Annotated in this window: 19 protein-coding genes; 11 read left to right on the plus strand and 8 right to left on the minus strand. The window is 63.0% G+C overall.

The window, feature by feature from the left end:
• Window positions 1-13: 13 nt before the first annotated feature.
• Window positions 14-721, minus strand: coding sequence for a hypothetical protein (locus AB8A38_RS13715; RefSeq protein ID WP_315844340.1), 708 nt, complete (start codon window positions 719-721; stop codon window positions 14-16).
• A gap of 205 nt (window positions 722-926) precedes the next feature.
• Here AB8A38_RS13715 and AB8A38_RS13720 point away from each other — a divergent pair, with 205 nt between their 5' ends.
• The 5 genes from AB8A38_RS13720 to AB8A38_RS13740 all read left to right on the plus strand — a co-directional run bounded on the left by AB8A38_RS13720 (window position 927) and on the right by AB8A38_RS13740 (window position 5,924).
• Window positions 927-1,691, plus strand: coding sequence for a 16S rRNA (uracil(1498)-N(3))-methyltransferase (locus tag AB8A38_RS13720; protein ID WP_315840777.1), 765 nt, complete (start codon window positions 927-929; stop codon window positions 1,689-1,691).
• A gap of 113 nt (window positions 1,692-1,804) precedes the next feature.
• A complete protein-coding gene (locus AB8A38_RS13725; protein ID WP_315840776.1) occupies window positions 1,805-2,971 on the plus strand; it encodes an ATP phosphoribosyltransferase regulatory subunit in 1,167 nt (388 codons plus the stop codon).
• Window positions 2,968-3,945, plus strand: a complete 978-nt coding sequence (hisG, locus tag AB8A38_RS13730; protein ID WP_315840775.1) for an ATP phosphoribosyltransferase — start codon at window positions 2,968-2,970, stop codon at window positions 3,943-3,945. The genes AB8A38_RS13725 and hisG overlap by 4 nt, the downstream gene beginning before the upstream one ends.
• Window positions 3,946-4,035: 90 nt before the next feature.
• Window positions 4,036-5,082 (plus strand): glycosyltransferase family 2 protein, encoded by a 1,047-nt coding sequence (locus tag AB8A38_RS13735; RefSeq protein ID WP_315840774.1) that lies wholly within the window; start codon window positions 4,036-4,038, stop codon window positions 5,080-5,082.
• Window positions 5,079-5,924 (plus strand): ChbG/HpnK family deacetylase, encoded by an 846-nt coding sequence (locus AB8A38_RS13740; RefSeq protein ID WP_315840773.1) that lies wholly within the window; start codon window positions 5,079-5,081, stop codon window positions 5,922-5,924. The genes AB8A38_RS13735 and AB8A38_RS13740 overlap by 4 nt, the downstream gene beginning before the upstream one ends.
• Here the strand turns inward: AB8A38_RS13740 and AB8A38_RS13745 are convergent.
• Both AB8A38_RS13745 and AB8A38_RS13750 read right to left on the minus strand, forming a co-directional pair.
• Complete coding sequence (locus AB8A38_RS13745; RefSeq protein ID WP_439086324.1) at window positions 5,921-6,889, minus strand: tripartite tricarboxylate transporter substrate-binding protein; 969 nt, start codon at window positions 6,887-6,889, stop codon at window positions 5,921-5,923. The two genes, AB8A38_RS13740 and AB8A38_RS13745, sit on opposite strands and share 4 nt — an antisense overlap.
• A 75-nt stretch (window positions 6,890-6,964) precedes the next feature.
• The gene (locus AB8A38_RS13750) at window positions 6,965-8,038 is read right to left on the minus strand and encodes a tartrate dehydrogenase (RefSeq protein ID WP_315840771.1); all 1,074 of its coding nucleotides are present in this window, start codon (window positions 8,036-8,038) and stop codon (window positions 6,965-6,967) included.
• Between the two features lie 206 nt (window positions 8,039-8,244).
• Between AB8A38_RS13750 and AB8A38_RS13755 the strand changes: the two genes are divergently transcribed.
• Both AB8A38_RS13755 and AB8A38_RS13760 read left to right on the plus strand, forming a co-directional pair.
• Window positions 8,245-9,150 carry a LysR family transcriptional regulator gene (locus AB8A38_RS13755; protein ID WP_315840770.1) on the plus strand — a complete coding sequence of 302 codons (906 nt, stop codon included), beginning with the start codon at window positions 8,245-8,247 and terminating at the stop codon, window positions 9,148-9,150.
• A 136-nt stretch (window positions 9,151-9,286) separates the two neighbouring features.
• Window positions 9,287-10,093, plus strand: coding sequence for a DUF2076 domain-containing protein (locus tag AB8A38_RS13760; RefSeq protein WP_315840769.1), 807 nt, complete (start codon window positions 9,287-9,289; stop codon window positions 10,091-10,093).
• A gap of 68 nt (window positions 10,094-10,161) precedes the next feature.
• On the opposite strand, the gene AB8A38_RS13765 is transcribed toward AB8A38_RS13760, so the two are convergent.
• Window positions 10,162-10,953, minus strand: coding sequence for a L,D-transpeptidase (locus AB8A38_RS13765; protein ID WP_315840768.1), 792 nt, complete (start codon window positions 10,951-10,953; stop codon window positions 10,162-10,164).
• A 296-nt stretch (window positions 10,954-11,249) separates the two neighbouring features.
• On the opposite strand from AB8A38_RS13765, the gene AB8A38_RS13770 reads away from it, so the two are divergent.
• Window positions 11,250-12,023, plus strand: coding sequence for a protein phosphatase CheZ (locus tag AB8A38_RS13770; RefSeq protein WP_089261924.1), 774 nt, complete (start codon window positions 11,250-11,252; stop codon window positions 12,021-12,023).
• A gap of 32 nt (window positions 12,024-12,055) precedes the next feature.
• Here the strand turns inward: AB8A38_RS13770 and AB8A38_RS13775 are convergent, their stop codons facing one another.
• Both AB8A38_RS13775 and AB8A38_RS13780 read right to left on the minus strand, forming a co-directional pair.
• Window positions 12,056-13,264: an MFS transporter gene (locus AB8A38_RS13775; protein WP_315840767.1), complete on the minus strand. Its 1,209-nt coding sequence runs from the start codon at window positions 13,262-13,264 to the stop codon at window positions 12,056-12,058.
• A gap of 62 nt (window positions 13,265-13,326) precedes the next feature.
• Complete coding sequence (locus AB8A38_RS13780) at window positions 13,327-13,854, minus strand: hypothetical protein (RefSeq protein WP_068733601.1); 528 nt, start codon at window positions 13,852-13,854, stop codon at window positions 13,327-13,329.
• Between the two features lie 311 nt (window positions 13,855-14,165).
• Here AB8A38_RS13780 and AB8A38_RS13785 point away from each other — a divergent pair, with 311 nt between their 5' ends.
• The 3 genes from AB8A38_RS13785 to AB8A38_RS13795 all read left to right on the plus strand — a co-directional run bounded on the left by AB8A38_RS13785 (window position 14,166) and on the right by AB8A38_RS13795 (window position 17,677).
• Window positions 14,166-14,462: a co-chaperone GroES gene (locus AB8A38_RS13785; protein WP_089261928.1), complete on the plus strand. Its 297-nt coding sequence runs from the start codon at window positions 14,166-14,168 to the stop codon at window positions 14,460-14,462.
• 149 nt (window positions 14,463-14,611) lie between these two features.
• Complete coding sequence (groL, locus tag AB8A38_RS13790; protein ID WP_068733597.1) at window positions 14,612-16,267, plus strand: chaperonin GroEL; 1,656 nt, start codon at window positions 14,612-14,614, stop codon at window positions 16,265-16,267.
• 201 nt (window positions 16,268-16,468) lie between these two features.
• Window positions 16,469-17,677 (plus strand): hypothetical protein, encoded by a 1,209-nt coding sequence (locus AB8A38_RS13795; RefSeq protein WP_439086325.1) that lies wholly within the window; start codon window positions 16,469-16,471, stop codon window positions 17,675-17,677.
• 185 nt (window positions 17,678-17,862) lie between these two features.
• Here AB8A38_RS13795 and AB8A38_RS13800 read toward each other — a convergent pair whose 3' ends face one another.
• Together AB8A38_RS13800 and AB8A38_RS13805 are read right to left on the minus strand one after the other, a co-directional pair.
• The gene (locus AB8A38_RS13800) at window positions 17,863-18,258 is read right to left on the minus strand and encodes an META domain-containing protein (protein ID WP_439088516.1); all 396 of its coding nucleotides are present in this window, start codon (window positions 18,256-18,258) and stop codon (window positions 17,863-17,865) included.
• A 167-nt stretch (window positions 18,259-18,425) separates the two neighbouring features.
• Window positions 18,426-20,093 (minus strand): L-lactate permease, encoded by a 1,668-nt coding sequence (locus AB8A38_RS13805; RefSeq protein ID WP_175366442.1) that lies wholly within the window; start codon window positions 20,091-20,093, stop codon window positions 18,426-18,428.
• Between the last annotated feature and the right edge of the window lie 109 nt (window positions 20,094-20,202).

Below are 20,202 nucleotides of genomic sequence, written 5' to 3' on the forward strand. Positions count from 1 at the left end.
ATCTGCCACCCGATCATCGGGTGAGCACGTTGCCGTTCAGCGTATCGAAGGTGGTGCCGCCGCTCTTGCGCGCATTGTTCGCTTCCGGCAGCGATGCCGACGAGCCGAGTACATCGCTCAGACGCGGCGCAGCCGCCGGGCCGCCACCACCACCACCCCGTTGTTGCTGCGCGACGCTGCAGACCTTCTGCCGCATGCCTTCGGTGTTCTTGTGGCCGGTCTTCATCTGTTCGCCGACATTGGGCGGGATGCCGCACTTCTGCGCATTCGCCTCGATGTATTTGATCATCTTGACTTCGGTCTGCGAGAAAGAGGTGATCAGCTTGCAGGCCTCGTCCGGAGGCGCGCGGCGTTCGCTCGCAGCCTTGATGGCAGCGCCCTTCTTTTCGGCGTCCTGGCGCAGGGGCAGAAAGCCCTTCATGCAATCTTCGCCGCCGGGCGGACCTGCCTGCTGCTGCGGAGGAGCGCCGAAGCCGCCGCCACCGATTGGCGCGGCGCCATTGGAGGGAAACGCGCTGGGCGCAGCCGCTGCACCATTGACCGGCGGAAATGGCGATGCGCTGGCAGGCGCGCCGTTCACCGGCGGGAACGGCGACGAACTCGCAGGCGCAGCCGAGCTGTTGCCCGGCAGCGGCGCGGGAAACGCGCCCTGGGCGTGAACTTCGATAGCCTGCATGGCGAATAGGGCCATGGACAGCGGCACAATCAAACGACGGATGATCACAGATATTCCTCCGGCAGCTCAGTGCCCCGATTGATCGGGGGCGAAGCCCATCCTGATTCAGGACTTTCTACGATTCCTGCCAAGCCTTAACAACCCACCAAGAGCACGCGGATTCGGGCGGCAGCACGGCGCAAACCCGCGTTCCCGCATGATAATTCGTCGCAGTTGGGCTAAAGCTCGCCCTCTGAATGGAACATGAACGATGCCGCAAGCCGATTTCCGCAGTCCCCGCCTGTTTGTCGATGCGCCTTTTGCAGCCGACGCGACCATTTCGCTCGACCGCAACCAGAGCAATTACCTCGGCAATGTGCTGCGGCTAGGCTCCGGCGCCTCGGTGCTGGTGTTCAACGGCAAGGATGGCGAATGGCAGGCTGCCATTTCCGGCGGCAAGCGGGCAGACCGCCTGACCCTGCTGACCCAGGTCCGGCCGCAGGACCGCCTGCCCGATGTGACCTACGTGTTCGCGCCGCTGAAACATGCCCGGCTCGATTACATGGTGCAGAAGGCCATCGAAATGGGCGCGGCAGCGCTGCAGCCGGTGATGACGCGCTTTACCCAAGCCAGCCGGGTGAATACCGAGCGGATGCGCGCCAATGTGGTCGAGGCGGCCGAACAATGCGGAATTCTGAGCGTGGCCGCTGTCGCCGAGCCGCTGAACCTGCCCAAATATCTCGATCAGCGGGATGCCAAACGGCTGCTGATCTTCTGCGATGAGGCCGCCGAGGTGGCCGATCCCGTGACCGCGCTGACGGGCGCCCGGACGGCCGCCTCCGCCGGAATCGACGTGTTGATCGGTCCGGAGGGCGGCTTTGCCGACGAGGAACGGGCTTTGCTGCTGAAACAGGCTAATATTCTCCGGCTGGCGCTGGGCCCGCGGATCATGCGGGCCGATACGGCGGCGGTGGCCGCTCTGGCGCTGGTGCAAACGGCCCTTGGTGACTGGAATGGTAACCAAGTAGGCAAATAGCCCACTGCCATGACCCGACATTAAGGCCGCCGGGCGATGGTGGTCGAAACGTCGCAACCGCCATGCTATGGGCTGCGCCAACGACCACTCTGTTGAGATTGCTGGACTTCGAGATGACCAAACCCGCCGCCCCTCGCGCGACCGGATCCGCCGCCTGGGCGGATGCGCTGCTGTTGTCGTTTGCCGAGGCCGGCTACGCCCATGCCGAGCCGGCGATCCTGCAGCCGGCCGATCCGTTCCTCGATATGTCCGGCGAAGACATCCGCAAGAGCCTGTATCTGACGACCGACGCGTCGGGCGAAGAGCTGTGCCTGCGGCCGGATCTCACGATCCCCGTGGCGCGCGACTATCTCGCCTCACCGCAGGCCGGCCAGCCCGCGGGCTTCAGCTATCTCGGCCCGGTGTTCCGCTATCGGCAGGGCACGCCCAGCGAATTCCAGCAAGCCGGCATCGAATCCTTCGGCCGTCAGGACCGCGCAGCCGCCGACGCCGAAATGCTGGCGCTCGGCCTCGAAGCGACGGCCGCCTTCGGCCTCAGCGATATCGAAATCCGCACCGGCGACGTCGCACTGTTCGCGGCGCTGATCGAGGCGCTCGACCTCTATCCGGTGTGGAAGCGCCGGCTGATGAAGGACTTCAACCGCAAGATCAGCCTGACCCACGATCTCGACCGGCTGACCCTCGCGGAATCGCCGGTGCGCAACGAATATGAAGGCGTGCTCGCCGCGCTGGCCGGCTCCGACCGCAAGGCGGCGCTGGCACTGGTCACCGACCTGATGTCCATCGCCGGTGCCACCAATGTCGGCGGACGTTCGGTGGCTGAGATCGCCGATCGCTTCCTCGAACAGTCGACGCTGAAAGGCGGCGCACTGCCGCGCGATGCGCTGGTGCTGATCAAGCGCTTCCTCGCTATCTCAGGCGATCCCGACGATGCCTTGCAGCAACTGCGCAAGCTCGCCTCCGATGCCAAACTCAACATCACGGCCGCCATCGACGAATTTGAAAGCCGCATCGGCTTCATGGCGGCGCGCGGTATCGATACCACCAAGACGCGTTTCTCGACGTCATTCGGCCGCGGAGTCGACTACTACACCGGCTTCGAATTCGAACTGCACCGCAAGGGCAATGGCACCGAGCCGCTGGTAGCCGGCGGACGCTATGACGGACTGCTGACGCAGCTCGGCTCCGCCACGCCAATCCCCGCGGTTGGTTTCTCGGTCTGGATCGAAACCTTGACCCAACACGCCTCCTCGGCGCTCGTTTCCGGGAGCGCGTCATGACCGCACCATTCGTCCTCGCCGTTCCGTCCAAGGGACGGCTGCAGGAAAACGCCGAAGCCTTCTTCACCCGCGCCGGCCTGACGCTGGCGAAGCCGGGCGGCGTGCGCGATTACCGCGGCACCATCGCCGGCTTCGACAATGTCGAAATCGCCTATCTCTCGGCCAGCGAGATCGCCTCGAACCTGGCGCGCGGTGCCGTGCATCTCGGCATCACCGGCGAAGATCTGCTGCGTGAAAGCATCCCGGACGCCGACAAGAAGGTCGCCTTGATCGAAGGTCTCGGCTTCGGCAGCGCCAATGTGGTCGTTGCCGTGCCGCAGGCCTGGATCGACGTCCGCACCATGGCCGATCTCGACGACGTCACCACCGGCTTCCGCGCGCAGCACAATCGCCGCATGCGCGTCGCCACGAAGTATATCAACCTGACGCGCAACTTCTTCGCGTCCCACGGCGTGGTCGACTATCGCATCGTCGAAAGCGCCGGCGCCACCGAAGGCGCACCGGCCACCGGCACCGCCGAACTGATCGTCGACATCACCACCACCGGCGCGACCCTCGTCGCCAACGGCCTCAAGGTACTCGATGACGGCGTCATCCTGCGCAGCCAGGCCAATCTTGTCGCCTCGCGCGCCGCCGACTGGTCGCCGCAGTCTCTGGAAACCGCGCGCATCATTCTCGACCACATTGCCGCGCGCGCCCGCGCCAGCAAATATAAGGAAGTGCGCACCCGCTTCGCCGGCTGCAATCAGGCGCTCCTCACCGAGGCTCATAACCGTTTCGGCGTGGTGTCGCCGTTCGGCGGCCCGACCTCGTCGGGCATGATCACGCTGCACTGCCCGCCGGCGCAGCTTTACGCGCTGAGCAGCTTCCTGCGTGCCAACGGCGCAGATACCGTCTCGGTCGCCTCGCTCGACTATGTGATGGATCGCGAGAATCCGCTGTTCGCCAAACTTGAGGCGTTCTTGCGGCAGTAACGCGCAGCACAGCGTTTCGCCTTGCTGGCGGACGCACCGGCTGATTACCATATGATTCATGAGTATATTTTGGATATCGGAATCTGATCGATGATGCTGGGCAGCGACGTATCGAGCCTATCGACCGATGCCGCGACCGCCGCGGCACAAGGCCTGTCGATCGTTGTGCCTGTTTACAACGAGGCGCCCGGCCTTGCTTTGTTTCACGAGCGGCTGGCCGAGCTTGCGACTACACTGAAAGAACGCCACGGCCTCGCCTGCGAAGTCGTCTATATCGATGACGGCAGCGCCGATGGCACGCTGGCGGTTGCGCGCAGCCTCCAAGCGACGTCGCTCGACGTTCAGGTCGTGTCGCTGTCGCGCAATTTCGGCAAGGAAGCCGCGCTGATGGCGGGGCTCGACCATGTCACCAAGGGCGCGGTGCTGTTCATGGATGGCGATGGCCAGCATCCACCGTCGCTGGTCGAACAGCTGGTGCGCCACTGGATCGTCGAAGGCTATGACGTCGTCTATACCGCCAAGGCGCATCGCGACAACGAGTCCTTCCTGCGCCGCCAGGCCGTGCGCGGCTTCTATGCGCTGATCAACTGGGGCGCGCGGCAGAAAATCCCGGAAGACGCCGGCGATTTCCGTTTGCTGTCACCGCGTGCCGCGGCGGCGCTGCGCCAACTGCCGGAGCGCAACCGGTTCTTCAAGGGACTGGCCACCTGGATCGGCTTCCGCCAGCTCCGCGTCGACTATGAACCGGCCGCACGCGAACATGGCGTGACGTCTTTCAATCCCAAGCAACTGATCGGCCTGTCGATCGAAGGCCTGACCTCGTTCTCGGTGGCGCCTTTGCGGTTCGCCAGCCTGCTCGGTCTGCTGCTCGCCTTCGGCGCGTTTCTGTTCGGTCTGTCGATCCTGTGGGAGACATGGGTGTCGGGCAAGTCGGTACCGGGCTATCCATCGCTGGTCGTCGGCCTGATGACCCTCGGCGGCGTGCAGCTGATCATGATCGGCGTGCTCGGCGAATATATCGGCAAGATCCTGTCTGAGCTGAAAGCGCGGCCGATCTATTTCGTCGCCGAGCACAGCGTGAAGCGCAACACTCCCGATAGCGTGGGGCAAACCACCGACCGGACCGCTGCCGAATGACCGGCGCAGCCCTGCGCCGCATCACACTCTGCGCCGACGATTACGGCATCAGCCCCGGCGTCAATCAGGGCATCCGCGAACTCATTGCGCTTGGACGCCTCAACGCCACATCCGTGATGGTGGTCGGTCCAGCGATTTTGCGCGATGACGTGAGTGCGTTGCAGGACGCCGTCGCCAAGAAGCCGAATTGCGAGATCGGGCTCCACGCGACACTGACCGCCCCGTTTCATCCGCTGACGATGCACTACCGGCCGCTGCTCGATGAACTGTTTCTGCCGCTCGGCAAGATGCTGCGCTTCAGCCTGTTGCGAAAACTTGATCGCGAAGCCATCGAAACCGAACTGACTACGCAGATCGCGAAGTTTGTGACCCTGTTCGGGCGCGCCCCCGACTATGTCGACGGACACCAGCACGTGCAGACCTTCCCGCAGGTGCGCGATGCACTCCTCGCCGCAGTGAAGAAAAATGCGCCGAAGGCCTGGGTCCGCCAATCCGGCCGTGTGCTGCCGTTAGGCCAACGCCTCGATAATCCCAAGGCGCTGCTGCTCGACACGCTCAGCGCCACGTTCCGCCGACGTGCGACGCGCGCCGGCGTGACGTTCAATCCGGGCTTCGCCGGCGCCTACGATTTCACGAAGCACGCCGACTTCGGCGCGCTCATGGCCGGTTTCCTCAACGACCTTCCGGATGGCGGGCTCGTGATGTGCCACCCGGGTCATGTCGATGAAATCCTGATCGACCTTGATCCGTTCACCGACCAGCGCGAGCGCGAATATCAGTATCTGGCTAGCGATGCCTTCGCGCAATTGCTGGTGGCAAACAACGTCACGCTGGCGCGCTAGTCCGCGAACTGCCCGCTCGCCTTGATGATCGGCGCCCAGCGATCGACCTCGCTGTCGAGCTGCTTCTTCAATGCCTGCGGCGTCGCCTGATCCTGGGGCACCGGATCGGTGTTGATGTCGTTGAAGCGCTTGATCAGCTCGGGATCGCGCAGCGATTCCTGCAGCGTCTTCGCCAGCTTCTGCACGATGTCATCCAGCGTGCCCTTCGGCGCATAGATGCCGTGCCAGGCGCCGGCCTCGAACCCCTTCAGGCCGGCTTCGTCGGCGGTGGGCAGGTCCGGCATCGACGACAGGCGCGTCTTCGTCGTGATGGCGTAGCTCTTCACCAGCTTGGCTGCGATCGGGCCGGTGGTGTTGGTAGTCTGATCACAAGTGAGATCGATCTGGCCGGCGATCAGGTCGTTCATGACGGGGCCGTTGCCCTTGTAGGGCACTGACAAGATCTGCTTGTCGATGGCATTCATGAACATCAGGCCGCAGAGCTGCGAGGCCGCGCCGAGGCCGGCATTGCCGAAGGTCATCTTGTCGCCGTTGGCTTTGATATAGGTGATCAGCTCGGCGAGCGTGTTCGGCGGCAGGTTCGGCCTGGAGATGATGGTCATCGGCGCATTGGTGACGAGGCCGATCGGCGCGAAGGCGGTCTTGGTGTCGTAAGGCAGTTTGCGATACAGCGTCGCAGCCGTAGAAATTCCGATGTGATGGATCAGGATCGTGTAGCCGTCCGGCTCGGCGCGGGCCGCGCGGGCGGCCGCGATGGTGCCGCCGGCGCCTGTGGCGTTTTCGATGATGATGGTCTGGCCGAGGATCTTCGACATTGTCGCAGCGGTGACGCGCGCGACGGTGTCGGTGGCCCCCCCGGCCGCGAACGGCACCAGCATGGTGATCGGCCTGTTGGGATAGCCCTGCGCGAAGGCAGCGGAGCTTGCCAGCGTAATCGCAAACGCAAGTGTAGCTGTGGCTTTCATGAGATCCTCCCTGAATATTGTTTTGATTTATTGAAGGCGAACGCCCCGGTGAGGCCGGGGCGTTCGGAAATCGCGTCAGACATTCGAACTATGGATCGCGTCCACCACGGCGTCGGTCACTTCTTTCGTCGTGGCCTTGCCACCGACATCCGGCGTGATGATGCCGGCTTCGCAGACCTTCTCCACCGCACGCATTAACCGCGCGGACGCATCGGGTTCGCCAAGGTGATCGAGCATCTGTGCCGCAGTCCAGAAGCTGGCCACAGGATTGGCGATCCCCTTGCCGGTGATGTCGAAGGCCGAGCCGTGGATCGGCTCGAACATCGAGGGAAAGCGGCGCTCCGGATCGATATTCGCCGTCGGCGCAACGCCGAGGCTGCCGGCCAGCGCGCCGGCGAGGTCAGAGAGAATGTCAGCGTGAAGGTTGGTCGCGACGATGGTGTCGAGGCTCTGCGGCTTCAGCGTCATGCGCACGGTCATGGCATCGACCAGCATCTTGTCCCAGGTGACGTCAGGGAAGTCCTTCGACACTTCGTCGGCAATCTCATCCCACATCACCATGCCGTGGCGCTGGGCATTCGACTTGGTGACCACGGTGAGGAGTTTGCGCGGACGTGACTGCGCGAGCTTGAACGCGTAGCGCATAATCCTGATCACGCCGACCCGGGTGAACACCGACACTTCGGTGCCGACTTCCTCCGGCAGCCCGCGATGCACGCGGCCGCCGCAGCCGGCATATTCGCCTTCGGAATTTTCGCGCACGATCACCCAGTCGAGATCGCCGGTTTCGACACCGCGCAGTGGCGAGGTGATGCCGGGCAGGATTTTGGTCGGGCGCACATTGGCGTATTGGTCGAAGCCCTGGCAGATCGGCAGCCGCAGGCCCCACAGCGTGATGTGGTCGGGCACGTCGGGCGCGCCCACCGCACCGAAATAGATGGCATCGAACTTCTTCAGCTTCGGCAGGCCGTCGGCCGGCATCATGACGCCGTGCTTGCGGTAATAGGCAGAGCCCCAGTCGAAGGTCTCGACATTGAAGGTGACGTCGCCGACCCGTTTCTGCAGGGCGTCGAGCACACGAGTGCCGGCGGCGATGACTTCGGGTCCGATCCCGTCGGCCGGAATGGCCGCGATGGAATATTCGCGCATGGTGAGGTCCCTGCTGGGTTGAACTGGCTCTCGCCACCCTGCAGGCGAGCCGCTCCCGGCTCAATCGCGGTTGTTTATACAAATAAATGATATAATGGTTTGTACTTGTCATGGCCGGGCCTGTCCCGGCCATCCACGCCTTTCTTCGGTGTGGCCAAGACGTGGATGCCCGGCACAAGGCCGGGCATGACGAAGAGGGACCACCGATGGATCTGCACCAGTTGCGCTGTTTCGTGACGGCGGCGGACGAACTGCATTTCGGCCGCGCGGCGCAGCGGCTCGAGATGATGCCGTCGGCACTCGGCCGCTATATCCGCCTCCTCGAGGACGATCTCGGCACACGCCTGCTGACGCGCACGACGCGCAGCGTTGCCCTGACCGATGACGGCGTCGAGTTTCTGAAACAGGCACGCGACCTGCTCGCCCGCGCGGATCAGATTGCGTCGTCCTTCCGCGCACGCGTGCGTGCCCGTGCAGCCACGATCCGCGTCGGCGCAATCGACAGCGCCGCCGCCGGGCTTCTGCCGGCGCTGCTTCACGATCTTCGCGAACGCGCCCCTGACGTTGCCATCAAGCTGGATGAAGACAAGACGATTCGGCTGCTGCCGCGCCTGCTGTCGGGCCGGCTCGATCTCGCTTTTGTCCGGCCGCCCGAGAGTGCCGACAAGCGGCTGGAATTCATGTTTCTGTTTCACGAGACAGCCGTCGTGGCCGTCTCCGAGCGCCATCCGCTGGCGTCGCGCACGCATCTGACGATCGCCGATATCGCCGACGAGCCTCTGATCGTGCCGGAGCGACGGTCGCGGCCGCACAGTCACGACCTGACGATGAAGCTGTTTGCGGAATCCGGGCTGCAGGCCAATGTCGTGCAGATCGCCGACGAGAAGCAGACCATCGTCAATCTCGTCGCCGCCGAAATCGGACTGGCGATCGTGCCACGCTGGACCTCCCGCATGCCCGCACGCGGCGTTCGCTATATGCCGCTAGGCATGGCGGCAATGAACAGGCTTCCGCTCGCCGCGGCGTGGGTCAGAGGGACCCGCGATCCGGCACGGGATCAGATTCTCGACATGCTGAAGGCCAATCTGGCACGCTACGCGCTGGAAGCATGACAAGAGGAAGCACGACAAGGCCTGCCGGTCGTTTTGTCGCATAACTAAATTTAATCCAGGCGGCACTTATTGCGACACAAAGCGTCACTACATCTCCAGCGCGCAAAGCAAGCGCGCTTTGAAGACAGAGGACGCCATGACACCGCAAGAACGCCAACTGGTTGACGATCTCTTTGACCGGCTCAGCAAGGTCGAAGGCGCGCCACGCGATCCAGACGCGCTCGACGCCATTGCGCAGGGCCAGCGCCGCGCCCCCAATGCGCTGTATGCGCTGGTGCAGACCGTATTGCTGCAGGACGAAGCGCTGAAGCGCGCCCATGAGCGCATCCAGCAACTGGAAGGCAACGGCGCCCCCGAACAGGCTGCTCAGGGCGGTTTCCTCGATTCGATGCGGGACGCCCTGTTCGGTCAGGGCCAGAGCCCGAACCAGCCGCGCGGCTCCGTGCCGAGCGTTCGCCCGCCCGAGCCGAGCCGTCCTGCCTGGAACACCGGGCAGGTCATCGGCCAGCCACAGCTACAGGGTGGCTATGGTCAGGGCGGATATGGCCAAGGTCAGGCGCCGGGACAGTTCGGCCAGCAGCAACCTCAGGCTGGCGGTGGCGGTTCGTTTCTGGGTACCGCAGCGGCGGCCGCAGCCGGCGTGGTCGGTGGCTCACTATTGCTCGGCAGCATCCGTTCGATGATGGGCGGCAGCCATCAGCAAGGTTTCGGCGACGCCGCCAATGCCAGCGAGAGCAAGAGCCCGTGGAGCTCCGGTTCGGATTCGTCCGGCGGCAGCCTCGGCAATCAGGCCGGCGTCAATGATATCGGTTCGTCCAGCGGCTCCCGCGCCGGATCGTTCGATCAGGCGCAGGCCGATGCCGATCAGGACCAGGATCAAGACCAGGACGAGGGCGATTACGACGCCATGGATATGGATTCCGACGACAGCGATTTGGCCTGATCGTTTAGACCAGCAACACAAAAACGGCCGCTCTCACGAGCGGCCGTTTTCATGTGACGGGAGATCAATCAGATCACGACAACCCGGGCGCCGACGCCGACGCGGCCATAGAGATCGATGACGTCCTCGTTGCGCATGCGGATGCAGCCTGAGGAAACATTGGTGCCGATTGTCCATGGCTCGTTGGAGCCGTGAATACGGTACAGGGTCGAACCAAGATACATCGCGCGTGCGCCGAGCGGATTTTCCGGACCGCCTTCCATATAGCGCGGCAGATCAGGACGGCGCGCCAGCATTTCCTTCGGCGGCGTCCATGACGGCCATTCCTTCTTCGCAGTGATCGTCTTTACACCGGACCAGGTGAAGCCCGGCCGGCCGACGCCGATGCCGTAGCGCATCGCCCTGCCGCCACCCTGCACCAGGAACAGAAACTTGTTCGGCGTATCGACGACGATGGTGCCGGCGCTCTCGCTGCCCTGATATTCGACCATCTGCGGTTGATACTTGGGATCGAGCGTGGGACGCGCGGGATCTGCCGTCTCTTCCTGCCGATAGACGCGTTGTTGCGGATCCATCGGCGGCAGCAGCGAGCGGCGCTGCTCGTAAGAGTAGTCCGGCTGTTGCTGATAACGCTGGCCCTGCTGCGCCGGACCATCGCTGAACAGAAACTCGATGAAGCCGCCGCCCATGCGCGAGCGTTCGGCATAGGCCGTGCGCTGCATCGGGCGCTGCGGCTGCTGCGCATAGACCACCGGAGGCTCGGCGAACTGCGCCGCGGCTTCCACCGCAAGCGTCTGATGCGATCCAGCGGCGATGAAAGATGCGCTGGCAAGAAGCGTGAGAGAGAACTTTCTGAACATCGACGTACTCTGCACTGTTTCGTCGTGCGCGTTCTCACCTGAGAAGCGCTTTGCACACTCCGACTTAAGGTTAAAATCGCCTCGGTTTGGTAAACACAATCGCCGTTTGGATTCACCACGTCGTCAAACGGCGCAGTTCTATTTGGTAGCGTTTATTTTGAATGAACGCGAAAGCCCCATGGTTAACTAACAGTTTGCACAGCGATTATCGGCTATCGGTGCGATGTTCCCGCGTGAACTTCACGTTAAACTCATAGGTATACGAACGGGGGATTGATTGAACGTTGGGGGACCTGATGTCTGTTCGTCGCAAGCGATTTCGCATTGAAGAAGTTTTCGGTACTGCACCTATGCCCAATGAAGTGGTGGGCAGCAGCGAGCCGATGCCAATGCATCGCGAAATCATGGCTGAGCTCCGCGCGATCCGCGCGCAGATGGGAGCGCCGGCCCGCAACGCCGTGACAGATCAGGTCGGCGCCGCCGCCGATCAGCAGGTTGCGGAAGCACAGGCTCTGCTCGCAACCTACCGCGCTCAGATCGAGCAGTGCGAAAAGCTCAAGATCGAACTCGATCTGATCCACGACGCCATTACCCGCACCAAGATGGAAATCGCAGTTCTTCACGGCAAGAGCTTCGAAGGCGACGAAATGGCGAAGGTCAACGGTGAACTCGGCGCCGTCGTCGGCGGCACCGAAGAAGCCACGCAGCAGATTCTCGCAGCAGCCGAAGCCATCGATAATGCATCGACAGCGCTCGGCAAGGTGACCTCACCCGATCAGCAGAAGCAGATGCTGGAGGAGATCGGCGATAACGTCGTCGCGATCTTCGAAGCCTGTAACTTCCAGGACCTCACCGGCCAGCGCATCAGCAAGGTCATGACCACGATGAAGTTCATCGAAAACCGCATTACTGCGATGATGGACATCTGGGGTGGCGTCGATGAGATCAAGGCGCATGCGCCGGCCAAGGTCGATGACCGCAGCGAAGACGACAAGCTGCTCAACGGCCCGAAGCTGGACGGCGACGTCGGCCACGCTTCGCAGGACGATATCGACGCGCTGTTCGGCTAACGCCGAAACCTGCGCGCAAGGTTAGAAACGACTTAACGCCGGGCCGCAACGCCCGGCGTTTTTATCATCACGAAGCAGACCAGTACGATCAACGCTCCCGCCGTCCCGAGCAGCAGTACAGTGCGGTCCGACAGCGTCTCGACCGCGGATGCCACCACGAACGGTGCAAAGGCCTGCACGAACAGAGCCGGCCGCGCGATACGGCCGATGACGCGCCCATACCCGACCGGACCGAACATCAGAAGCGGCAGCGCACCGCGCGCGATGGTCATGACGCCATTGGCCGCGCCGAAGCCGATAGCGAACAAGGCCGCCAGCGGAAACGAAATCCCTGCAAAGGCCAGCATTGCGAAGGCCGATACTACCAGCACCACCGCCCCGCGCGCGATCCACAGCGGATGGGTGCGCCCCGCCAGCATGAAGTCTGCCAACCGCGATGCCACTTGCGCCGGACCGAACATCGCACCGATGGTCACTGCCGTTGCAGCACTGAGCCCGCCGCGCTCCAGCAGCGCCAGCAGGTTCGACGTCACGCCCGACAGAATGAAGCTGTAAAGCGAGAACGCCGCCGCCAGCAGGATGAACGGCCAGCCTTCCGGGCGCAGGGTTGCCTGCTGGGGGACGACAACGGCGTCCGCCACGGGCAGAGGCGCGACGGCGACGTGGCGCGGCAATGCAAAAGCATGAAGCGGCGCAACGACAAAGGCGAAGATCGCTGCGAAGGTCAGATACGTCCCGCGCCAGCCGACAGCCTCAAGCAGAAGATGGGTCGCCGGCCAGCCGACCGTCGAGGCGAAGCCACCTGCAAAGGTCACGAAGGTGATCTGCCGCCGCGCCGAGGCACCGAAGATGCGCGTCAGCGTGGCGAAGGCGGGATCGTAGAGCGACGCAGACATTGCAGCGCCGAGCAACAGCCAGCAGGCCAGATAGGTCGCGGGATGATCGGCTACTGAAAATAGAGCGAGGCCCAAGGCACCGGCCAATGCGCCCGATGCCATGACGACATTACCGCCGTGGCGGTCGATCAATCCACCAACCACCGGCGACAGCAGGCCCGATACGATCAGCCCCAGCGAAAAGCCCGCCATGCCGAAGGCCAGCGACCAGCCATGCGCCGCCGTGACATGCGGCATGGTCAGCACCGGTGGATAGATCAGGATGCCCCAGGTCAGGATCTGGGTGAATGCCAGCACAAGGACCGCGCGGCCCGGTCCGAAAACAAGGTCGCGCAATCGGTGCATGGGTTCACGTCTTCAAGGGAGTGGCGGGACCCGCCTTACGCCTCAGGTCAGGCCTTGTCAGGTCAGGCCTTGGGTGCGCAACGGACATAGACCATGTTGCCGTAGCGAACCGCAGCGTCCTTGTCGATGAAGCGCGTGACGAGAATCCGACCGTCGAAGGAGACGATCTCGCGATCCTTCTCGCCACCGGCGGGACCGGGCGGGCCGATATAGTTCTTGCCGCTCGGCGAGCCCTTGAGGCGCAGTTCCTGCGGCGTTGCCTCGTCGGCAAGATGCATGATGACCCCGCCGGTGGCGCCCTGGCCGATGATATAGGGCTGCTTGCACTGGCCGCGCGCGGCGTTCTCGGTGCGAACGCGATCGTTGGGATTCATGTAGGACGCCAGACCCCAGCGGCCGACGAGTTCTTCCGAGCGGATCGAGGCTGGCAGTTCCGGCGCCGGCGGGGGCTCCGGCGGCGGTGTCGGCTGCGAGTTCCCAAAGCTGAACCCGCCCAATCCACCAGACGTGCCGCACCCACCCAATGACAGCGCCAAAGTTGAAACGATCGCCAGATGGGCAACCGTGCGGGCGTAGCGTGACCTGATCATATTATCCCCTAGAGCAAATTCCCCGGCTGCCCGTCCCGGCAGCCAAGCGCAAAACACCTGACGGCGCAATGAGGTCGGCAGAATTACGCCGACTCTCCATTATGGTTTCCAGATCATCCTATATTGGCCTCACCAAGGCCTTAAGGCCTCGCTTGACTCAAAAAGCGTCTGGCCATATTTCCCGGACGCTCAATTAGCACTCCCGGAGCGCGATTGCTAAGGGAATGAGCCGGCCGCCCCGAGCGTCCCGGCTGGTTTCCCGCCCGCCTCCGAGATGGCAACGAAATCGCAAACCCTAAAGGGACACTCCCATGGCCAAGACCAAATTCCGCCCGCTGCACGACCGCGTCGTCGTCAAGCGCATCGTCGCCGACGAGAAGACCAAGGGCGGCATCATCATCCCGGACAGCGCCAAGGAAAAGCCGTCTGAAGGCGAAGTCGTCGGCGTGGGCCCTGGTGGCCGCGACGAAGCCGGCAAGCTGATCCCGATCGACATCAAGGTCGGCGACAAGGTTCTGTTCGGCAAGTGGTCGGGCACCGAGATCAAACTCGACGGCGAAGAACTCCTCATCATGAAGGAGTCGGACATCATGGGCGTGATCGCCTAAGCGACTCGCTTCAGCCTCCCCACACGCCGTCATCACCGGGCTTGTCCCGGTGATCCACGTCTAGGCCGCAAGCTCGGCAAGGCGTGGATGGCCGGGACAAGCCCGGCCATGACGGAGCTTTAAACTTCCCAAATTGGAGCACCATCAACATGGCAGCCAAAGACGTTAAATTCTCCGGAGACGCGCGCGATCGCATGCTGCGCGGCGTCGACATTCTCGCCAACGCCGTCAAGGTCACGCTCGGTCCGAAGGGCCGCAATGTCGTGATCGAGAAGTCGTTCGGCGCTCCGCGCATCACCAAGGACGGCGTCACCGTCGCCAAGGAGATCGAGCTCGAGGACAAGTTCGAGAACATGGGCGCGCAGATGCTGCGCGAAGTTGCCTCGAAGACCAACGACACCGCAGGCGACGGTACCACCACCGCCACCGTGCTGGCCCAGGCCATCGTCCGTGAAGGCGCCAAGTCGGTTGCTGCCGGCATGAACCCGATGGACCTCAAGCGCGGCATCGATATCGCCGTCGCCGCCGTCATCAAGGACATCACCAAGCGCGCCAAGCCGGTTGCGTCTTCGGCTGAAGTCGCTCAGGTCGGCACCATCTCCGCCAACGGCGACGCCGCCATCGGCAAGATGATCGCCCAGGCAATGCAGAAGGTCGGCAACGAAGGCGTCATCACGGTTGAAGAGAACAAGTCGCTCGAGACCGAAGTCGACATCGTCGAGGGCATGAAGTTCGATCGCGGCTACCTGTCGCCCTACTTCGTCACCAATGCCGAGAAGATGACCGCCGAGCTCGAGGACGTGTACGTCCTGCTCGTCGAGAAGAAGATCTCCAGCCTGCAGGCCATGCTGCCGGTGCTCGAAGCCGTGGTGCAGTCGGGCAAACCGCTGCTGATCATCGCTGAAGACGTCGAAGGCGAAGCGCTCGCCACCCTCGTCGTCAACCGCCTGCGCGGCGGCCTCAAGGTTGCTGCCGTCAAGGCACCGGGCTTCGGCGATCGTCGCAAGGCGATGCTGGAAGACCTTGCGATCCTGACCGGCGGTCAGCTCGTCTCGGAAGATCTCGGCATGAAGCTGGAAAGCGTCACGCTCGCCATGCTCGGCCGCGCCAAGAAGGTCGTGATCGACAAGGAAAACACCACCGTCGTCAACGGCGCTGGCAAGAAGCCGGCCATTGAGGCCCGCGTCAACCAGATCAAGGCGCAGATCGAGGAAACCACCTCGGACTACGACCGTGAGAAGCTGCAGGAGCGTCTGGCCAAGCTGGCTGGCGGCGTTGCCGTCATCCGCGTCGGCGGCGCGACCGAAGTCGAAGTGAAGGAAAAGAAGGATCGCGTGGATGACGCGCTGAACGCGACCCGCGCGGCCGTTCAGGAAGGCATCGTCCCCGGTGGCGGCACTGCGCTGCTGCGTGCCAAGAAGGCCGTCGGCCGTCTCACCAACGAGAACGCCGATGTGCAGGCTGGTATCAATATCGTGCTGAAGGCGCTGGAAGCTCCGATCCGCCAGATCGCCGAAAACGCCGGCGTTGAAGGTTCGATCGTGGTCGGCAAGATCCTGGACGAGAAGTCCGAGACCTTCGGCTTCGACGCGCAGACCGAAACCTATGTCGACATGGTCGCCAAGGGCATCATCGATCCGGCCAAGGTGGTGCGTACTGCACTGCAGGACGCCGCCTCGGTTGCCGGCCTGCTGGTCACCACCGAAGCCATGGTCGCCGAACTGCCGAAGGAAGCTGCACCGGCGATGCCGGGCGGTGGCGGCGGTATGGGTGGCATGGGCGGGATGGGAGGCATGGGCTTCTAAGCCCTGCCTTTTTCGCTCAACCGCTTTGTGATCGAAGGCCGCCTCCGGGCGGCCTTCTTTTTTGCCCTGATACAATGCGCCTGCGACTTATGGCCTTTCGCCTTGGTCGCGGTTCTGATTCAATCCCGTGATTAATCTCGCATGGGCGGAATCAGATAAATCCGCCCGGAGACACGTCGATAACGTCCAGGGACTTTGGAAATGCGCGCGCTTCATCTTTGTCTGCTCGGCCTTACGGTCACCGCCTCGGTTGCGACCGCCCACCACGCCTTCGCGCAGGTGAAAGCCGCGCCGAAGAGCCAGCCGGCAGGCCCCGAGACGCGCTATTTCACCTCGATCGACGGCGTCATGAACGGCAATGCCGACGTTATCCTGCGCGAGACGCGGCAGGGCAAGGCCGTCACGGCCGCGACGCTTGATATCTGCTATCCCGCCGAGAAGGGCAGCGACCGCAAGGATCGCTTCGTCGCCAATCTCACGGTCAGCGGTTCGACGCTGACCGGCGCAACGCAGACCCAGGTCGACAAGCTGCCGGTAACCATCAAGCTGAACCGCCGGCCGACCGGCGACACGTTCGAATTCAAGGGACAGATCTCGGTCGGTCAAACCAACAACAACGTGACGTCCTCGGACAATTCCGATCAGAGCGAGAAGGAATTCCAGGACAATCAGTCCACCGACGACAATATCGCACCCGCGCCGAAGGATTTCACCGAAGTCTCGCCAGAAGCCATCGCGGTGAAGATCAAGCTCGAAGCGGCGCTCGATTTCGTCCGGACGCTGCGCGGGCAGAATGTCGAAGTCGCACTGAACAGTCTGACCGTGTCCTGCGATGCGCTCCGCGCCGGCGAGCAGGTCATCAGCCTCGCCATCGATCCGGAACGCGCTGCAGCGTTCGTCGCCAAAACCAAGACCTATCCCGGCGTCGTCAATGTCGGCTGGACCACGGGCGCTATCGACATGGATCGTACCGTGCGCTTTGCAGCCGCCGACTGGCGCGATGGCGACAAGATCAATCGCGACAAGGTTGCGACCACGCTGGCGAATGTGCTCGCCAGGACCATGTCCGGCAAACCTGCCGCCACGTCATGGGACGACGAGACCGGAAAGCTCAAGCTGACCTTCAAGCGCCCGAGTCAGGTTCTGCCCGCGCTCGAATTGACCGAGACGGTCGAGGTCAGCGCGATCATCGCTCCCGACAAGCCCGGCACGACGGATAAGCTCATCCTGTGGGTCAGCACGCCGTCAGTAACGACCGCGGATGAGACTTCGGGCGCGAAGCTGGCTCTCGCGGATTCGCCGACGGCCGACGAAGAAAGTGATCCGCGCGATGACAACGGCGCGGTTGCAGCCGTCGCGGCGGAGTTCAAGGCACAGCGTTGGGATGCAGATAATTCGAACTGGAAGTGAGCGCCGCTACTTCCTCTCTCCCCTCGTGGGAGAGGGTGCCTGAGCGAAGCGAAGGCGGGAGAGGGGTAGCAGCAAAACTCAGCGCTTGTGGCCCCCCTCTCCCGTCTCGAACGCACTTCGTGCGTTCGATCCACCCTCTCCCGCTAGGGGAGAGGCGAAGTGGAGCGCCTTCGCAGCTCAAGCTATCAGTTCGTATTCAGCCGAAACCGCAGTGACTTCGGACCGACGAACGTCACACTGTCACCCCGCCGCTGCCAATTGGTGGCTGCGCCGAGATCGGCAAGTAGCTGATCATCCAGCGTGGCCTGCGCATCTGAACAGCTGCGATTATCCATTGCGCCGGCCACGAAGACGACCGTATTGCCGGCGACCGAGAACTGGCCCTTGCCGCCCTTGCACCACAACTCCACCCGCGCCTCGCCGGCATCGCCGATTTCCAGATTGGGAATCCGCTTCGAGCCGGGCTGACGTTGCGCATCCAGAGTCATTTCCATGCCGAATGGAAACTCGTCGGCGGCATGCACAGGGACGGCAATCAGAAACGCAGCACCGGCAAGAGTGGCCCGCAGCAAAGTGGTCATGGCAGTCATATGAATTCTCGGCGTGATGGGATCGGCGACAATGGCCGCGGTTCTACGCGCGGCGGCGCTGGTTGACCAGAACCGTCGGGAAACAATATGGCGCGACAACGAAAAATCCCCGCGGCCTTGCAGCCACGGGGATTCGTCATTGTGACGTTGCGTGCGCCCTACGGCGCCAGAACCATCAGCGTAAACGGATAGACATAGGCCTGCAGCATCACGAACAGGCCGACCATGCAGGCCAGCACGATCGAGTGCCAGAACACGAAGCGCAGGATTGTGCCCTCATGCCCGAACCAGTTGGTCGCGGTGGACGCCACAACGATCGATTGCGCGTCGATCATCTTGCCCATCACGCCACCGGACGAGTTCGCCGCGCTCATCAGGATCGGCGACAGACCGAGCTGTTCGGACGTGATCCTCTGCAGGTTGCCAAACAGCACGTTCGATGCAGTATCCGAACCGGTGAGCGCCACGCCGAGCCAGCCAAGCAGTGTGCCGAAGAACGGGTACAGCACACCGGTGGCAGCGAAAGCCAGACCGAGCGTCGCGTCGACACCCGACAGGCGCGTGAGCGTGCCTATGGCCAGCATCGCCGAGATGGTGATCAGCGAATAGGCGCAGATCTTGATGGTGCGGCCATATTCCACAATCATCTTCGCAGGCGAGAAGCCCATGATGAAACCGGAGATGATCGCAGCCAGCAACATGCCGCTGCCAGTATAGGAGACGTAGGTGAACGCGAACACCGCGCCTTCCGGCGTCGGCTTGGCGGCCACCGGCGGCACCTTGTTGATCATGTTGTGCAGCTCAGGCACTGGAAAATTCCAGGAGAAGATCGGATTGACGATCCCCTTGAACCAGTTGGTGCCCCAGACCAGCAGGATGACGCACAGGATGATCCATGGGGTCAGTGCGCTCCAGACCTGAGCCGAGGTCAGCTTCTCCGTGCTCATCGGCTTCACCGGTGGCACGGTCGACGCCGAGTCGTCATGCTGGCGCAGCGCGGCCGAGGTCCAGATCGTCTTGGGCTGCCAGACCTTCAGGAACAGGATCAACGCGCCCATGGAGATCAGCGAGGCGCCGATGTCGACGATCCACGGATTGATGAAGTTCGAGATCACGAATTGCGGGATCGCGAAGGAGAGCGCGGTAACGAGGATGGCAGGCCAGACTTCCTTCATGCCCTTCCAGCCGGCAAAGGCCCAGACCACCCAGAACGGGACGATCATGGAGAAGACCGGCAACTGCCGACCGACCATCGCGCCCAGAATGAAGGGGTCGAAGCCGGTGACGGTGGCAAGGCCCTGGATCGGAGTGCCGAGCGCGCCATAGGCGACGGGCGCAGTATTGGCGATCAGCGACAGGCCGGATGCTGCCAGCGGCGAGAAGCCGAGGCCGATCAGCACGGCGCCGGTGACGGCCACCGGCGTACCGAAGCCCGACGCGCCTTCGAAGAATGCGCCGAACGAAAACGCGATCAGCAGGATCTGCAGACGCCGATCATTGGTGACGCCGCCTATGGCGCGCTGCAGTACCTCGAAACGGCCGCTGTCCACCGTGAGGCGATACATGAAGATGACGTTGAGGACGATCCAGCCGATCGGGAAGAAACCGGTCACGACGCCAAGTGCCGATGCGCGAAGCGACATGTTGGCGGGCATCGTGAATGCGTAGATCGCCACAAGATTGGCGAGCACCAGCGCAATGATCGCTGCGATATGCGCCTTGACCTTGTTGGTGGCGATCAGCACCAGCAGGACGACCACCGGTATCGCGGCTACAAGCGTCGAGATCGCGGAGCTATTGAATGGATTGTAGACCTGATTCCACATGGTCGTTCTCCCCCTTTATATTATTGCAGCGGCTCGATCGTTATCGATCGGCAAATTGCTGATTGTTCACTTGCGAGGGCATCCACGATCGGTCAAAGCCGATAGCGCC

The sequence above is a fragment of the Tardiphaga sp. 839_C3_N1_4 genome, assembly GCF_051811045.1.
In the GTDB taxonomy this organism is placed as follows: Bacteria; Pseudomonadota; Alphaproteobacteria; order Rhizobiales; family Xanthobacteraceae; genus Tardiphaga.

Excerpts from the sequence above, each read along its gene's own strand:
- AB8A38_RS13720 (WP_315840777.1), top strand. The coding sequence starts at position 927 with ATGCCGCAAGCCGATTTCCGCAGTCCCCGCCTGTTTGTCGATGCGCCT.
- AB8A38_RS13725 (WP_315840776.1), top strand. The coding sequence starts at position 1,805 with ATGACCAAACCCGCCGCCCCTCGCGCGACCGGATCCGCCGCCTGGGCG.
- hisG (WP_315840775.1), top strand. The coding sequence starts at position 2,968 with ATGACCGCACCATTCGTCCTCGCCGTTCCGTCCAAGGGACGGCTGCAG.
- AB8A38_RS13735 (WP_315840774.1), top strand. The coding sequence starts at position 4,036 with ATGATGCTGGGCAGCGACGTATCGAGCCTATCGACCGATGCCGCGACC.
- AB8A38_RS13740 (WP_315840773.1), top strand. The coding sequence starts at position 5,079 with ATGACCGGCGCAGCCCTGCGCCGCATCACACTCTGCGCCGACGATTAC.
- AB8A38_RS13745 (WP_439086324.1), bottom strand. The coding sequence starts at position 6,889 with ATGAAAGCCACAGCTACACTTGCGTTTGCGATTACGCTGGCAAGCTCC.
- AB8A38_RS13750 (WP_315840771.1), bottom strand. The coding sequence starts at position 8,038 with ATGCGCGAATATTCCATCGCGGCCATTCCGGCCGACGGGATCGGACCC.
- AB8A38_RS13755 (WP_315840770.1), top strand. The coding sequence starts at position 8,245 with ATGGATCTGCACCAGTTGCGCTGTTTCGTGACGGCGGCGGACGAACTG.
- AB8A38_RS13760 (WP_315840769.1), top strand. The coding sequence starts at position 9,287 with ATGACACCGCAAGAACGCCAACTGGTTGACGATCTCTTTGACCGGCTC.
- AB8A38_RS13765 (WP_315840768.1), bottom strand. The coding sequence starts at position 10,953 with ATGTTCAGAAAGTTCTCTCTCACGCTTCTTGCCAGCGCATCTTTCATC.
- AB8A38_RS13770 (WP_089261924.1), top strand. The coding sequence starts at position 11,250 with ATGTCTGTTCGTCGCAAGCGATTTCGCATTGAAGAAGTTTTCGGTACT.
- AB8A38_RS13775 (WP_315840767.1), bottom strand. The coding sequence starts at position 13,264 with ATGCACCGATTGCGCGACCTTGTTTTCGGACCGGGCCGCGCGGTCCTT.
- AB8A38_RS13780 (WP_068733601.1), bottom strand. The coding sequence starts at position 13,854 with ATGATCAGGTCACGCTACGCCCGCACGGTTGCCCATCTGGCGATCGTT.
- AB8A38_RS13785 (WP_089261928.1), top strand. The coding sequence starts at position 14,166 with ATGGCCAAGACCAAATTCCGCCCGCTGCACGACCGCGTCGTCGTCAAG.
- groL (WP_068733597.1), top strand. The coding sequence starts at position 14,612 with ATGGCAGCCAAAGACGTTAAATTCTCCGGAGACGCGCGCGATCGCATG.
- AB8A38_RS13795 (WP_439086325.1), top strand. The coding sequence starts at position 16,469 with ATGCGCGCGCTTCATCTTTGTCTGCTCGGCCTTACGGTCACCGCCTCG.
- AB8A38_RS13800 (WP_439088516.1), bottom strand. The coding sequence starts at position 18,258 with ATGACCACTTTGCTGCGGGCCACTCTTGCCGGTGCTGCGTTTCTGATT.
- AB8A38_RS13805 (WP_175366442.1), bottom strand. The coding sequence starts at position 20,093 with ATGTGGAATCAGGTCTACAATCCATTCAATAGCTCCGCGATCTCGACG.